This is a genomic window from Vibrio sp. qd031 (assembly GCF_002100145.1).
GTDB lineage: Bacteria > Pseudomonadota > Gammaproteobacteria > Enterobacterales > Vibrionaceae > Vibrio.
The window spans coordinates 132,367-147,932 of the sequence record NZ_JXQD01000001.1; the positions used below are offsets into that span (position 1 = coordinate 132,367).

The window sequence follows — 15,566 nt, forward strand, 5'->3', positions numbered from 1 at the left end:
TGTTAACTCAGTGAGCCTACGTGCAATAGACGGGGAATACCAACCAAAGCAATTGCCAGATCATTCTTGCTCGTTAAAATCACTGATAACGGAGTTAAAGATTTTGTAGGTAGAACAACTGCCTATGGCAATCTTTGCGTTGTTCTCAGCGATTTTTCTATTGCAATTTTCTGACCAGCTAATTACTTCGATTGGTATAAACACGACTTTGTTGGGAAAGCTAGAGATGTACACTGAACTCATTCAGTGATTCATAAAAAAAGCCTTTCAATTGAAAGGCTTTTTAGGAAATTCACTAATTGGTCGCTTAGTTAGACGATAAAGCGACCCAAAATGTGTTGCTGCTCCTTAACTAAAGCCGTTTGCTCTTGAGCTGTCGATTTTGCTGAATTTGCTCCATCCGACACGTTTTCAGACAGTCCTTTAATTTTCAGAGTGTTGTTATTTATTTCTTCTGCGACCAGGCTTTGCTCTTCTGCTGCCGATGCAATTTGCAAGTTCATGCTGTTGATATCACTGATCGCATCGCGAATTCGGTTTAGCGCAATGTTTGCTTCGCTGGCTTTTGAGACGGTGTCACTGGCGGTGGTTTTACTATGATTCATCGCGTTTGCTACAGAGTGAGTACCCGATTGCAATTGCTCAATCATGGTGCGAATTTCCGTGGTCGATTGTTGCGTACGGTGAGCAAGAGTTCGTACTTCGTCGGCAACTACAGCAAAGCCTCTGCCTGACTCTCCGGCCCTTGCAGCTTCGATAGCGGCATTAAGTGCAAGTAGATTCGTCTGGTCAGCGATATCGTTGATCACCTTAATAATACTTTCAATATTTTCTGTGGCCGCTTCTAAACCAACGATTTCGTCCACAGCTTGATCTATTCGAAGTGCAAGTCGGCTGATAGATTCCGTCGTGTTTTGAACCACTTCAGTTCCTACCGTTGTTGCTTGGTCGGCTTCTTTGGTGGCACTTGCTGCACTTTGTGCATTGTCGGCAACTTCGCCACTACTGGTTGCCATTTGATGCATTGCTGTTGCCAGTTGTTCGATTTCAGCAAGTTGCACTTCGGTTGCTGAAGTGGTTTTGAGAGCATTGTTTGTAGACTGTTGTGCGCTTTCTATTAGTTGGCTGCTGATATGTTTGGTTTGAGAAATATTAATCTTTAGCGAGCCAACGAAGCGGTTAAAACTTACAGCAATTTTTGCAAACTCTTCGTCTGTATCGGTGGCGAGTTGCTGGGTTAAATCGCCTTCACCACTGGCTAAGTTATCCATTGCATCGCTTAGGTTATTAAGCGGTTTCATTAAGTGTGACAACACCATAAGTAAAATTAGCATGCTTGCGATTATGGCAACTAAAGCGATCGCAAGAGAGTTATTTCGCATGTTAGCAATTAGCGCGAACACTTTATCTTCTTGCATCATTATCCCTACTTTCCAGTTGGTATTAGGTACATCTGCAAAGTTGATGAGGTATTTTTGACCATCAATTACGGTCTGTTGGGCGCGATTCTCAAGCTTAACATTTGGCGCGATATCAGAGACTTGCTTGCCAATAAGACTTGAATTCTTATGGCCTAGCAATATCCCTTCTTTATTAACCAGTACCATGCTTCCTAAAGCGCTCATATTGACTCTGTTAGTGACTTCCGATAGGTATGCGAGCGATACGTCGGATAGCGAAACACCAATAAATTCACCATTTTGATAGACAGATTGTGCAATAGAGACGATGACGTCACCGGTAGCAATGTCGATATAAGGTTTTGTAATGATTTGCTCACGAGTCGATTTTGCTTCTTGGTACCACGGACGTGTTCGCGAGTCATAATCGATTGGATCCCAAGTGGGGTCATTTTCTACAATATGACCGTCATGTTCAAACCCAAGAGCGGTAACGATAAACTGGCTGGTGAGCTGAGGTTGATCAATAATATTACGAATTTCAGCGTCATTGGTAGCGTTGGATAAAAGCTGCGTAACGTATTGCGAAAATGCTCGCTTAGCTTCCATTTCGCTGTTGACCGTTTGGCTCACACTCTCGACAATTTCTTCGGTGCTATTGATGAGTTGATTTTGTATAGATTCTTTGGAATCAAAAAAAGCTTTGGTGGAAAGTAGGCCAATTGTGCCTATTAATAGTGCTGCAGTAAGTGTGACAACTTTGCTTTTAAACTTCATAGCATGTTCCTAATTATTGTTTTAGTTTTTGCTACGTCTATATCGGCTTAGCACCAACAATAATGAGGGGAATCGGTAATTTATTACCGAGTTAACATAGTGGAATTAGGTTTTATAACGGGGGTCACGAAAACGAACACTCATTACTTATACTTTAAAACAGCGCTGTCACAATAGTGGACGGCTTAAGAAACAAACCGTTAAACAAAGCTCAGCTAGGGCTATTTGCTGATGACAAAACAGTTGCGACCCTTTTCTTTTGCTCGGTATAGAGCATCGTCAGCGCGTTGTATCAGCTCTTCAGTTTCTTCACCTATTCGTGATTCACTCAATCCGATGCTAATGGTGAAGAATATCTGGTCATTGTCTAAGGTTACCGGAGAGCTCATAACTTGTTGACGAAGCCTCTCAATCACCAAGGAAGCGTCAGAAATGTTTGTGTTGGGGAACACAATAATAAACTCTTCTCCCCCCCAACGCCCACAGAGATCGTATTTACGCAGTTCATTGCGAGTGATAGTTGCAAAGTCGACTAATGCTTGGTCACCCGCGGCGTGTCCATAGTGATCGTTCAGCAATTTAAACTTATCAAAATCAACCATTGCGATAGTGACGGGTTCATTAAATCGTTCAAAATGAGCCATATGCCGTTCAATTTCACCATTCAAATAGCGACGATTTGGCAGCATTGTTAGGCTGTCTGTGTTGGCAACGCGTTCGAGTTCTTCCCTAGCTCGTTGCAACTCATCAATATCTCTCATTCTTGCTATTTCGTGTCCTACCCATTGTGCGAGTAGGCGAATGATCTCTCGGTCTTGGGCAGTAAACGCGCGTCTAGGGTTGGGACTAGAAAAATTGAGTGTTCCGTAACGAACCCCATCCACAAATATCGGTGATCCGATGTAGGCTTCTAAACCAAACGCGGTATAGCAGGGATGAGTAGAAATGCGGCTGTTGGCGACATGATGAAATTGTTGTACGTCGTCGGCTTGGAATACGTGAAAACAATAAGTGTTTGATAATTCGAATACTTCTCCACCGATTAGGGTCTTCTCTGGGTGTTTAGCGTATTCGACCGTGTACACTTCGCCATCTATACGACTTAATATCCCTATCGGCAGTTCGAAGTGTTCGCATCCTAATGTAAGTAGGCGACTCACTCGCTCTGAAAAGTTGAGGTTTCGGTCGGAAGTGACAGCATGTAGGTGATTTAATGTGAGTGTGGACTGATAGCGCTCTGTTACGTCCGTTACGATAGCGACAAAATAAATTGGTTTGCCGTCGGCTCCTTTAACGGGGCCTCCTTGGGTATCTCCCCAAAAACGACGACCCTGTTTAGTTATGTAAGGTGTGACGTAGTGTTCTTTTGTGTACTCAGTATCTGGGTTATAACGTTTTTGGCCTTGTTCGGTGAAGTCTTTTTCGTGCTCATAAAACACTCGAGCGCTTTTGCCAACCATATCTTCTTGGGTGTAACCGGTTAACCGTTCAGCATGACGATTCATCAACATCACTTCACGGTTAAGATTTAGCACCACAAAAGCCACATCCACATTGGCAAACAAGTGCTCAATCATTTGTGAAGATTGATAAGAACTGTCTAATGTTTCGATCACCAAGGCCACCAAGTGCAAAGTTTATATGCTTAAGCGTACATAACACCCTAAAATGATTTGAATTACAAGTGTGTGCGCCACAAGGCTATTTTTTCTTGCTATAAAACAATTCCATACAGCGTTTTAAAGGTAAGAAACTGCGTAGTGTTCTTGCACAAAATCGTTGGCATATGCGATCGATTTTGCCTGTTTTAGTAGAATGGGCAGCGGCATCTTAGCAAATAGGGGGATCCCGCCACCAAGTAAAATCGGCGCACGGGTAATGGTGATTTGGTGGATAAGTTTGAGCTCCAAAAATGACTGGATAGTTTGGCCACCATCAACATAGACATGTTTATGTCCGTCTTGCTCAAGTAGTTCTATTAACGAGTAAATATCGCCAGAGTACAACTCTACATTGCCATGAAGTGTCTTAGGGAGTTGTTTAAGCGTATTACTTAATACCACGATTCGTGTATCACCATAAGGCCACTGATCCAGAGACAGGTTCATATCGGCTATCACCTGCATGCACTTTCGGCCCATGACCAAGCAATCGACAGAGCTAAAGTAAGCATGCCATCCCATGTCAGCATGATCCCCCATATCGGCTTGTCTATTCCCCACGCTGTCTAACCAACTTACGTCACCGTTGTGTTTCGCAATGTAGCCATCGACACTGGCAGCAATATAGACGGAACATTTCATGCGAAGACCTTTTTGAAAATCGGTGAATACTCAATAGATTATATGTCAGAACTATAGGATGTGTTGGACATGCATAGAAAAGTATAGGTATTGCGACGCTACTGGGATTGATATATATTGTGCACAACTTAATTATCGACTTTTTGATTTATGGAGAGAGCAAAATGTTAGTTGACGTTCAATTTTCTGATTATCACGCAGCGCTGTTAGGGTTACTTTTTATCGTAGCGACCATTTACGTACAAAGCTTCATTGCCATTCGAGCGCACCGTAAGCAAGAGCACATGATCCCAGGGGTAGTGGACGAGAATTTAGGGCACGATTCATTTGTATTTCGCAGTCATCGTACGCACCAAAACTCGCTCGAAAATATAGTGCCGTTTGCAGTGCCAGTATTTATTGGATTGTTCGCGGGAGTTGACGCCTTTTGGCTGGCCGCAGTCGTATGGGTATATGCACTTGCTAGGTTGGCGCATATGGTGCTGTACTACAAGATCGCAACAGAAACAAATCCGAGTCCTCGCAGTTACTTTTACATGGTCGGCTATATAGCCAATTTAGTTTTGATCCTACTGGTAGCGTTTGCCCTCGTATAACCTAGAATCCTCATTCATTGTAAAGCCAGCCAATAGCGCTGGCTTTTGTGTCGAGTAAATAATTTTGTGATACCTTTTTGCAAAATAACTGGCAATTTATTATAAGCTAGTAATATGGGCTTATTGAACTTTTGGCTTAACGTTAAAGCGCAATACCGTTTTGTATTTGTCGGGACTAACGCGTCTTGCGTCGGATAAATATATCTCTCGATGTACTTTAGAAACGCGCAATAACTGGTGCTCGTCTGCAAACTTTTCCATTTGAGAAAAGCTTTGAGGCTCATCGTCAAATGGGCCTAAATGGAGCATTTGAATGCACGAACCTTCAGTGTGAGTGTTAAAGGTTACGCAGGGCAGAAGGGGGGATGGTTTTTTTAGTTCAACCTCTTTTTTCACGTCTAAAAATAGTGCTTCAGTTACAAAGTCCGGCTGGCGAATCATCAACGAATAAACTAAGTCGTTTTTATTGATTACTCCAGTAAAAGCCTTTTTAGCTTCGTCACTAATGTCCCAAATTCCCTCCAATGGGTAAACGGTAAAATCAACATACCCTTCGGGCTTTGACGCCAACTTCTTGAGGTGCATCTTTAACCCGTACGCCAGGGAATATAAAACGGTCACTCGATCGGTAAATTCTTCACTGTTTGGGTTTCCAGCACCGTTGACAGTAATAAAATTGAACGCAGGCACATCAATGAGTTGTGGCTTGGGTTTAGGCAAGTACAGCGATTTTTCGTGTTTGCGCCATTCATGTTTTGTGGTCATAATTTTCCCTTATATGGTCGATTTTTAATAGCGGTTGGGTGACATTTCAGCGTTTCTCTGCAGCTGTTGGTTGCCAGTGTTCAATCGCCAATTTTTAGCACGCTATTGCCAATCGCCGCATTCTTTTGTCTACTCGCTTGATCTGCCACCAAGTGTCATATCATGGCACCTCACACACTCATCATCACCGCAATGGGTCGATTGAGGGTGAGCTCTAATTGACTCCGACAGTGTGTCAATGAATGGCTTAAATGGGTAGATTTTGGTTTCACTTTGCCCTAGCGTCACCACTTTTTCTAAGTGCTTAACGAGCGGCCGAAGCTGCTCAAAACCGTTAGAGCAAGAGCCTTCCTCAGTCTCAACAACTTGCCCGTTGTAGACGGACCAGCGTCGGAACAACTGCCTTCCCGCAATTTCTTCGGCATAGTGAATTGGGGTGCAAGAGGTAAAGTCTACACCTGCAAGTACGACATAGGCAGGCTGTGAAGAGTGATGAATATTTTTGTAAACGGAGTATGCTTTAAGCATCGACTGATTGGCTAAAAGAGATTGGTGTAAGGGGCCACATACCGAAAACGCGTTGGCTGGGTGCTGAGTCCGAGAGGTATTCGGCTGCTTCAACAACAGCCTGGCGATGGCACCCATTGACGGTTCAATTTGCTCGCTGCTACCTGTGTAATTAACCGACAACATTCTGCCGATTTTTGAGTAGTCGATGCCATTATTGGCGTAGTTAACTCTTGAAGGGTAGGTTTGAGACTGATAGAAAAAAGCGGGGCAAACCAAAGTGCAACCGCTTTGAACCAATGCGTCTATCACTGTTTGAGCACCGCCGACTACCGGTCCAAAAGACCGGAAAGAGGAATGCAGGCAAAGGATGCTGTTGTCTAGACCGGCCTGCAAAATATGTTGTTTTAGCTCGTTTAAAGTTAGCATTTAATCGTATCCATGATTGAGGATGGTTAATATCTGATACTCTTCTCTAAAGCCAATGTTGTGTTTTCAAGTGGAAATCTAGTCGGCTAACTCACGGTGCTTAAGGATCGTTGTGTTCTCTGGCAAAACGAGCTTGATAGCCTTGGGTAAGACTTCCATGACGACTTTAAGAGAAGCCATTGGCTCGCCGTCGAGGTTAATTGGCATTTCTTGTTGCGAGTCCCATTGCAAGCGCGTCACCTTATTTCTGTTGACGAAACCAACGCCTTCAAAGTTGGGGTTATGAATTTCTTCGACCACTTTTGAAATGTCAGCCAAGGTATAGCCTTGCAGTGAAAATGCGTCTAAATACCCATCATCGAGAAACGCCTCAGGGGCAAGAGGTTGTCCACCACCTGCCAGTCGACCATTACACAGTGCCCCAACAACGATATTCGCTTTATGTTGCTTTCCATCAATCAACACCGTGCCATGGAAAGGTCGAAAGTTTAATGCCTGAACCATTCCCGACAGGGCATAAGCGCCACCGCCTAGTAGGTTTTTTAGTGTCACTGGGGTGTTTGCGGTAATTTGCGCTCCAAACCCGGCAGTTGCAATATTTATGAAGTGGCGCTCGTTAGCTCGTGCCGCGTCAACACGATAGGCATTGCCTTTCAGTGCAAGTAACAAAGACTGGTAAGGAGAGGCTGTTGGGATGTCACAAGCTGTCGCGAAATCGTTGGCTGTCCCCAATGGTAATATGGCTACTTGAATATGAGTTAGGGAATGTTTGAGTAGAGCATCGACGACTTCGTTGACGGTGCCATCGCCGCCGCCCGCAATAATGCGATCTATTCCTTGTTGTTCTGCTTCCAGAACAAGGCGCTCAATATCTCCGCCTTCCCAGGTGGTTCGCACTTCGAGATCATGTCCTTCTTCACGAAGTTGATAGACCGCGTCGCGAATATCTTGCTGGCCAGCTTTCTTTCCATTTAACAGTAAGCGAGTGAGCATGGAATAGATCCTAATTTGATAACTAAGCTACTGTAACAATAAACAACAGGCTTAGAGAAGTAACAACAGCAATTAGGTGTAACAACTATGGGGAAACTAGCAAAAATCGGTCGTTCTTTGCAGGTAATAGAAGGCTTACTCACTTAAACCATGCTGGTTTGACAGCGATTTCTTTCGCAAAGACGATCCCGCTATTTGTGTAATTTAAGCTTTAGGGGTTGGTTTAGACGAACTCGACGTAGCTAGCAGTAAAGGTCATAAAAGCGAAGTTACTAGCGACACAAGACTCTGGAAATCAAGGATCACGATAGATGAGAATTAGTAACATTTTCTGCGGTTCCAAAACTGTCTTTTTCGATCTCCACCCCAGACGGAACGGGTGAGTGACGCTATAGTGATACATTAACATTTCAATGAGTTACACCATGGATATCAACGATCACGCACCAATACCGGTCTATGTACCTAACAAAGAACGATACCACTCGATGCCTTATCGCCGCTGTGGAAACAGTGGCATTATGCTGCCTTGTTTTTCTTTAGGTTTGTGGCACAACTTCGGCCAATACGATAATTTTGCTAATGCGCGCCAAATTTTGCGAACAGCACTAGATCTAGGGATCACCCACTGGGATCTAGCGAATAATTATGGACCTCCTTATGGTTCTGCCGAGGAGGTGTTTGGTCGAATTAAAAATATGGATTTCGCTGCTTACAGAGATGAACTCTTTATATCGACCAAAGCAGGGTACGACATGTGGCCAGGCCCTTATGGTAATAATGGCTCTAGGAAATCTCTTACTGCAAGTCTCAACCAATCATTGAAAAGAATGGATTTGGACTATGTGGATCTGTTTTATCACCACAGACCCGATCCCGATACGCCTATTGAAGAGACCGTCTACGCATTAGACTCGTTGGTAAAACAAGGAAAAGCCTTGTATGTTGGGGTCTCTCGATACAGTGAAGAACAAACCGCCAAAGCTCACGCGTTATTTAAAGAGCTAGGTACGCCCTTTATTATCCATCAATCTCGTTATTCTATGTTAGATCGCCATATAGAAGAGGGCTTGTTAGGTTGCGTTGGAGAGCACGACTTAGGGTTGATTGCCTTCTCACCTTTAGAGCAAGGAATGTTGACGGATCGCTATCTAAAAGGGATTCCGGAAAACTCTCGCGCGAGTAATCAACATTCGTATTTAAGTGAGAGTTTGGTGTTAGACAACCAAGAAACCATTGTCGCGCTAGCAGAGATTGCGCATCAGCGCGGTCAATCGCTTGCACAAATGGCGTTAGCTTGGTTGCTCAATGATCAGCGAGTGACGTCCGTTTTAATTGGTGCGAGTTCTCCACAGCAACTCAAAGAAAATGTAGCTTCAACCGAGAAACTTGAGTTTAGTGAGTCAGAGCAGCAAGCGATCCGTGCAATATTAACCGCACATAGCTCCAGTTAAAGGCCGGGAACTTAGACCTGTTTGTCTCTAGCTGCTAGTGCTGCAAACACGGTACACACTACTCCAAAACCGGCAATCGTCAGCAGCGGAGTAGTCCAACCTTGTGTTTGAGTATACAAGTAGCCAATGAGCGACGGTCCCGTCGCCGCCAGCGAATAGCCGAGGCTCTGAGACATGCCCGACAGTAACGCGGCTTGTTTGCTGTCTTTGGTACGAAGCCCGACAAACGAGATAGCCACAATAAATGTAGAGCAGTTTGTCAGCCCAAACATGGCAACCCAGAATACCGCCCATTGAGGCGCAGCAATTAATCCAACCAAACTCACAACCACACCGCCGGCACACAATGTGATAAGGAGTATGTGGTTTTTTGCTTTAGCTAATATGGGCATCAGCAACAACCCGGGAACCATCGTCGAGAACTGCAAAAATCCATAGGTATAGCCGGCTTCCAGTTCGCTATAGCCCAAATCGTTTAAGATCTTAGGTAGCCAACCGGCAAGAGAATAAAAAGTAAACGAGTTTATTCCCAGTGCCAATGTCACTTGCCAGGCCACAGGTGAACGAAGTATTGAGCTCATTCCTTCTGGTGGGGCGGTGTTGATTACCGTTGTATGCCCAGCCGACGTCTTGTTTTTAAATACTTTAGGCAGCCAAAACGCAAGCGCCGCAACGGGAAATAGAAGGTTAAACAGTAACGCAAACTGCCAGCCATCTATTTGCTCTGGGGCAAGTTGAGACAGCGGCACCATCGCACTAGAGGCGAGCGTCGAACCTATGCCCATCGCAAAAATATAAAACGACGTGATCACCGAGATTTGCAGTGGGAATTCTTCTTTCACCACGGCCGGTAAGAGCACGTTGCCAAAGGCAATGCCAGCACCGAGTAATACCGTGCCAATGAGCAACGGCGATACACTCCCCATAGAGCGAACCATTACGCCAATTGCAACACACATTAGCGCAAATATTAATGCGCGCTCTAGGCCAATTTTAAGGGCAACTCTAGGGGCGATAGGCGAGAAGAAAGCCAATGCGGCTAAAGGCAGCGCTGTTACAATGCCCGCCATCGACGCAGACAAATGAAGCGACTCCATAATCTGTTCTAACACTGGCGCAAGGCTGGTAAATGGCCCGCGTAGATTTAAAGCAATAAGTAGGACTGACAATAAAGCAATCCATTGTACGGGAGTCAATCTGCGCATTAGAGGTGTCTGCAAGGAGAAAGGCATGATTGTACACGACCAAAGCTATGCAGTAATAAAAAAATGCCACCAATGGTTAATTGGTGGCATGGGGGGTATACGAATGTCAATTTACCAGAAACTTACGTAGTTTACCCTACCTCTGTCATTTTCAGTTTCATCTTCACCTTCCCAAGTATCAGACAAGTTCGAGTAATGAGTAAAGAAGTCAACTTCATACACTTTGCTTGTGTCAATATGCGATTTTGGTACCTCAATGGTGATGACTTGATTTAACTCTGTAACCGGAAGATTGTCTGCTAAAGTCATATAATCATCGTATTCCGCGTCGTTAGACACGTCGTATAAAATAGCCGGTTCGGCCCCATTAAAGTAAAACGCTTCAACCGCTAACGCATAGCCAGATTGCGAACGAAAATGAATCCATCGGTTAGCATAATGATTTGCGACAGGCGGTCTTTCTGATCCAGCAGTATGGTATCGGATGAATAAGGTGGTTTCATTTTGTGCCAAGTACACCGCTGTAACGTCATAGGCGCTTAACCCGGCATCGCCAGTAGGGTCGATAATCATTGGCTCGACTTCATCCCAATTGTTCGTATTGTCCAAGGTGGGAATCGTGTTATAGGCTTCACTCATACACACCGGAATATCTTGGGTGAGTCGTTTGGCGTAATCGAGAGCAGTTTGTTTATTGTAAAAAAACAATTCAGCACCATTAATGGTGTCGTGGTGTGTGCTATGAGTTTTTAGATACTCCTTGGTGCTGCCACATACGATTTCGGTGTAATCCACTTCACCATCATCATAGAAGGCAAGCTTACCGTCTTCTAAGCTATAGCCGATGGTGTCGACGTTATCGTCATTGACTAACCCCGTATAAGAGATGGTGCTGTCACTATTAAAAGTCAGTTGCGCAACTACGGAAACGTTTTCTGGCTCTTCACCACCAACGTCACCCTCACCAAACATGACGAGGTAAAGGGTTTTACCACTGAGCCATTCGGTAGTAAATTCCACGGGCGCAATGTCAGATAGGGTTTGCTCTAGATGCGCTTTTGCTACGTCTGCGTCAACGGGCTGCTTGTTTAATCCCGGCGTTGATACAAAGCTATTGTATGCCGTGTCAAAACTGTCATCATCGAAGTTAATGTCAAGGTTTTGATCTGCCAGTACCTGATGCATATCAGTAGAAATATCGATGCCATTGTTTGGGTTTCCATCACTGTCCAGTGTTTGAAGGACTCTCGCTATATTAATGGCTATGGAGTTGTCTGTATCAGAAGTCCGAGCGAGGGTTAATGGCGTGATAATGTCACCAGCTTGGACAGCGGGCAGCATTATAGAGCCAATAGAGAACTGGACCGTCTCACCGGGTAGATAGCTAAATTCCCCCAAGCTATTGGTATAGCCGCTGTACGACTCGGTTTGGTAGAACATACCCCCAACCGGGCTATCGACGAAAACACCGGTGTAGGCGCTGGTAGATACTGGGTTTTGGGGGGCATCGTCCCCCGAGTCACTCGAGCCTCCACAGCCTGCAATGAATGTTGTTGCTACTAGAGTAATTAGTAACTTTTGGTTTAAGGTGGCCATGTGAACTCCTAATGCTTTCTGTTTGCTCTACCTAATAATAGGTAGTTACAAAGTGGATACAAAGCGTTTGCAGTCTTAGTAATGATACATGCTCAGTAAATAAAGTGAATGGCCGTGATAATCGTTATTTAAGGCAGGTTTTTAGATAATAAAAGACATTTAAACTTCCGTTTTATAACGTAAAAATATAGATGTTAGAGTCTATTCAAGTTATAAATGATTAGGATCATATAAGGCGGGGTTAGTCACTGGGAAAGTTAAAATATCAGAGCTAGCTTAAACTTTTGACAATTAGTCCTCGTTTTACGATCCGTAGAGCCGAATCTTGGATAAAACCCCAAAAAGCTCAGTGACCTTTAGGCGCAATTTCTTATCACAGACGCAAGTAGCAAAGCGCTGTTGTGCTGTGAAACAGCGCTTTGTTGATTAATAAGTTCAGTTTGATGCGGGATCAAGAGCGGTTATAGATCACTGGCGTTTGCGCGCGCCACTGACGCCATAGTGAGGGCGAAATCAGAAGATCGACCATAAATTTAGCGACGTTGATTCTGCTCGTGTCACCAGAATTAAAAATAGGGTCACGTTGAGGGCTGTCGTGCACTTCAAAAGGCGAAATCGTGCTGCAATTAACCAATGCGTCGGGGCGAACACTAACCCATTCTAGAGCTTGGGTTGGCTCTTGCTGTAGTTGGGCAGTCGCACGTTCATTATCGGCGTGTGGCGGTAAGAGTGCTCGTAAAGTCCCAATGACGCATCGACTGGCGAAAGACATTGGGGCATCGATGCTTCGATTTGCCACGCCGCTTGAACTCATTAATACAAGCTTTAATGGTGTCTCACGCTCCAGTAACTCTGCACATCGTTTAACCTTAGCCACAGTATCACTGACCAAGTTTCTTGGGTGGCCAAAGAGGCCTTTGCAAGAAAGGTTGTGGCCCAAACAACTTACCACTGCGTCGCACTTAGATAGATAGTGACACAGCATCTCGTCGCTCATCGAGTCAATGTTGTCTCGAACTACAGAAAGCTTGTTATGGTTGGCGATTTCACTGTCTAGCTCGCTTGTTGGTCTCACAATGGCCATTACGTGGTGATGCGCTTCCAACAGTAATTGTGTTGCTAGTCGTCCTGTTGCGCCTGTTGCGCCTAATACTAATACGTTCATGTTTGTTTCCTCCTAACTGAATACACAATTACTTTAGCTATACTTAAATGATTTATAAATTGTCTAAAAACGAATGCGACTATACATTTGTGTATAGTCAGTGTGACGTATAAGCTTGCTAAGATAGAAAACAGATCGAGCCAGCGGACAAATAAAGGGAAAATTATGGATTGGAATAAGGCGCGTGCTTTTGTGGTTACAGCAGAAGAGGGGAGTTTTTCGGCAGCGGCTCGCAAGCTATCAATGACGCAACCGACCTTAAGCCGACAAGTCATGTCACTTGAAGCGGACTTAGCGGTCACTCTTTTTGAGCGAAGTGGACAGACGATTGAGTTAACCCAAGCCGGGTTAGAGTTGTTAGAGCCAGCACGAAAGATGTATGAAGCGGCTCAGGCGTTTACCATGGTAGCCAGTGGACAATCACAAAGTCTAGAGGGACAGGTTGTTGTGTCGGTGTGCGAAATGGACGCCGTATATCGCTTGCCTAGTATACTGGATGAACTTAGACAGCATGAGCCTGGAATACGAGTCGAAGTTGTTGTTACTAACGGAGTAAGCGACTTAAAGCGTCGTGAGGCCGACATCGCGATACGTAGTTTTAGGCCGACGGAGTACGATTTCATTGCAAAAAAATTGGGTGAAGAGCATATCGGGCTGTATGGCACAAAACGCTATGTGGAAGCGTTAGTTGACAACTATAAACAGGTTCAGATCTTGGGGTTTAATCAAATTGATAGAATCATTACGCTGTTGTCGCACCACGGCTGGGAGCTTGATGAGAGTCATTTTGGGCTGGTGACCAACTATCAACCTATGCAAATAGCACTGTGCGAAAAGGATCTTGGTGTTCTGTTTATGCCAGAAGATGTGGCCAATTCACTGCCACATTTTCATAAAGTACCTGGGTTTGAGCAACCGTTGATGGAGCTGCCTGTTTGGTTGGTTTCACCACACGAGCTTAGAAATAATCGCAAGGTTAAGCGAGTATTTGATTTTATTGCGTCGCGTTTGAACAAACGCCTTGAGCACTAACACATAAAAAGCCCTCCAATAATTAGTGTCCAACTATTGGGGGCAGTTTAATAGTCTGGTTTTTTAGTCAAAAGTATTGCTTAAGACAGTCTAAATCGACCAACAAGTCTGTCTAAATCTTGCGCCATTACCTTAAGTGACCCACTTGATGCTTCAATACTTGCAGAGGCTTCAGCGCTGTGCTCACTGCTATCACCAATGTTGACAACGTGCTGATTAATCTCGCTGATCACCGCAGACTGCTCTTCGGTTGCGGTGGCGATTTGAGTATTAAGATCCGCAATGTGCTGGACATTGCCGACAATTTCTTCAAGAACTTGGTTGGTACGAAGCGACGCCTCTACACCCATTTCTGCGTGTTCACGACCTTCGTGCACAGATGACACCGCGGCTTTAGCACCATCTTGAAGTTCGGTGATCATTGCATGGATCTCGTCAGTGGACTCACTGGTTCTTTGAGCAAGGTTACATACTTCGTCGGCGACGACTGCAAATCCGCGGCCTTGTTCGCCTGCTCGGGCGGCTTCAATTGCAGCGTTAAGTGCAAGCAGGTTGGTTTGTTCTGAAATGCCACGGATAACGTCTAGCACGCTAGAGATAGAGTCACTTTTGGCCGCCAATGTGTCTATGTTTGACGACACACTTTAGGTGTTTGTTAGAATCAAAAAAGGCCTCTTTCGAGGCCTGTATATACTATAGATTAACGACGTTATCGGGTTGCGATGCCGGCTGCTTAGCCAGCCACTCAATCAAATTATCATGACCACCAATGTACTCCCCATCAATCCAGATTTGAGGAACCGTTACTGGTGTCTTTTCACCAATGTGTGCTTTCACTTCAGGGATCATTCTATACAGCGCGGCACTGTCTTTCACAACATCGTGATACTGATAGTCAATACCCGCTTCATCGAGTGCTGCTTTTGCTTTGGTACAGAACGGGCAAGTCGCTTTACCGTAAACGATATTGCCTTGTAATTGATCGCGTTTGGTCCATTCGGCAATGACCGATTGTACCAGTACACCGCGATTAAGCGCTTCACCTTGGCTGATCACTTTACCTTCACACACCAAAATAGGCGCATGCCAAGCACCGTAGCGCATAGGTTCCCACCAATTTGATAGCCAATCTTTCACGTCTAGTTCTACTGGAATACCATCAAGTTCGTTGGCAAAGGTATCGGCTAATATGTCCTTGGTGAGCGTACATTCACCACAAGGTATTTTGACGCTAAATGGGCCCCAACTACCGCCCCAGCGGTATAAAGTGAGTTTAATTGGGCTAGCTTGAGTGTTTGGGGTTGTTTGAGTGGACATACTGCATTCCTTTTAAAGTCTCTTTCC

At 44.7% G+C, this 15,566-nt stretch carries 14 protein-coding genes; 3 read left to right on the forward strand and 11 right to left on the reverse strand.

Features of this window, described 5'->3' with window-relative positions:
• Positions 1-311 precede the first annotated feature (311 nt).
• The 3 genes from ST37_RS00570 to ST37_RS00580 form a co-directional block, all read right to left on the reverse strand.
• Positions 312-2,177, reverse strand: coding sequence for a methyl-accepting chemotaxis protein (locus ST37_RS00570; protein ID WP_084882498.1), 1,866 nt, complete (start codon positions 2,175-2,177; stop codon positions 312-314).
• Positions 2,178-2,398: 221 nt separating this feature from the next.
• On the reverse strand, positions 2,399-3,793 hold the full coding sequence (locus ST37_RS00575) for a diguanylate cyclase (RefSeq protein WP_084882500.1): 1,395 nt from the start codon (positions 3,791-3,793) through the stop codon (positions 2,399-2,401).
• Between the two features lie 123 nt (positions 3,794-3,916).
• Complete coding sequence (locus ST37_RS00580) at positions 3,917-4,480, reverse strand: dihydrofolate reductase family protein (protein ID WP_084882503.1); 564 nt, start codon at positions 4,478-4,480, stop codon at positions 3,917-3,919.
• Between the two features lie 164 nt (positions 4,481-4,644).
• On the opposite strand from ST37_RS00580, the gene ST37_RS00585 reads away from it, so the two are divergent.
• Complete coding sequence (locus tag ST37_RS00585) at positions 4,645-5,076, forward strand: MAPEG family protein (protein WP_084882506.1); 432 nt, start codon at positions 4,645-4,647, stop codon at positions 5,074-5,076.
• A 120-nt stretch (positions 5,077-5,196) separates the two neighbouring features.
• On the opposite strand, the gene ST37_RS00590 is transcribed toward ST37_RS00585, so the two are convergent.
• The 3 genes from ST37_RS00590 to yegS all read right to left on the reverse strand — a co-directional run bounded on the left by ST37_RS00590 (position 5,197) and on the right by yegS (position 7,770).
• Positions 5,197-5,841 (reverse strand): GyrI-like domain-containing protein, encoded by a 645-nt coding sequence (locus tag ST37_RS00590; RefSeq protein ID WP_084882508.1) that lies wholly within the window; start codon positions 5,839-5,841, stop codon positions 5,197-5,199.
• Positions 5,842-5,970: 129 nt separating this feature from the next.
• Positions 5,971-6,777 carry an AAC(3) family N-acetyltransferase gene (locus ST37_RS00595; RefSeq protein WP_084882511.1) on the reverse strand — a complete coding sequence of 269 codons (807 nt, stop codon included), beginning with the start codon at positions 6,775-6,777 and terminating at the stop codon, positions 5,971-5,973.
• Between the two features lie 78 nt (positions 6,778-6,855).
• Complete coding sequence (gene yegS / locus ST37_RS00600; RefSeq protein ID WP_084882514.1) at positions 6,856-7,770, reverse strand: lipid kinase YegS; 915 nt, start codon at positions 7,768-7,770, stop codon at positions 6,856-6,858.
• Positions 7,771-8,195: 425 nt separating this feature from the next.
• Here yegS and ST37_RS00605 point away from each other — a divergent pair, with 425 nt between their 5' ends.
• Positions 8,196-9,224 carry an aldo/keto reductase gene (locus ST37_RS00605; RefSeq protein WP_084882516.1) on the forward strand — a complete coding sequence of 343 codons (1,029 nt, stop codon included), beginning with the start codon at positions 8,196-8,198 and terminating at the stop codon, positions 9,222-9,224.
• 11 nt (positions 9,225-9,235) lie between these two features.
• On the opposite strand, the gene ST37_RS00610 is transcribed toward ST37_RS00605, so the two are convergent.
• From ST37_RS00610 to ST37_RS00620, 3 genes are all read right to left on the reverse strand, one after another.
• Positions 9,236-10,429: an MFS transporter gene (locus ST37_RS00610; RefSeq protein ID WP_084882517.1), complete on the reverse strand. Its 1,194-nt coding sequence runs from the start codon at positions 10,427-10,429 to the stop codon at positions 9,236-9,238.
• Positions 10,430-10,540: 111 nt separating this feature from the next.
• The gene (locus tag ST37_RS00615; RefSeq protein ID WP_084882519.1) at positions 10,541-12,025 is read right to left on the reverse strand and encodes a hypothetical protein; all 1,485 of its coding nucleotides are present in this window, start codon (positions 12,023-12,025) and stop codon (positions 10,541-10,543) included.
• A 451-nt stretch (positions 12,026-12,476) separates the two neighbouring features.
• Positions 12,477-13,190, reverse strand: a complete 714-nt coding sequence (locus ST37_RS00620; protein ID WP_084882522.1) for an NAD(P)-binding oxidoreductase — start codon at positions 13,188-13,190, stop codon at positions 12,477-12,479.
• 165 nt (positions 13,191-13,355) lie between these two features.
• Between ST37_RS00620 and ST37_RS00625 the strand changes: the two genes are divergently transcribed.
• Entirely contained in the window at positions 13,356-14,222 is an 867-nt protein-coding gene (locus tag ST37_RS00625) for a LysR family transcriptional regulator (RefSeq protein ID WP_084882524.1), read from the forward strand.
• A gap of 80 nt (positions 14,223-14,302) precedes the next feature.
• Here the strand turns inward: ST37_RS00625 and ST37_RS00630 are convergent, their stop codons facing one another.
• The gene (locus ST37_RS00630; RefSeq protein ID WP_084882527.1) at positions 14,303-14,863 is read right to left on the reverse strand and encodes a methyl-accepting chemotaxis protein; all 561 of its coding nucleotides are present in this window, start codon (positions 14,861-14,863) and stop codon (positions 14,303-14,305) included.
• Positions 14,864-14,915: 52 nt separating this feature from the next.
• Positions 14,916-15,539 (reverse strand): glutaredoxin domain-containing protein, encoded by a 624-nt coding sequence (locus ST37_RS00635; protein ID WP_084882529.1) that lies wholly within the window; start codon positions 15,537-15,539, stop codon positions 14,916-14,918.
• Between the last annotated feature and the right edge of the window lie 27 nt (positions 15,540-15,566).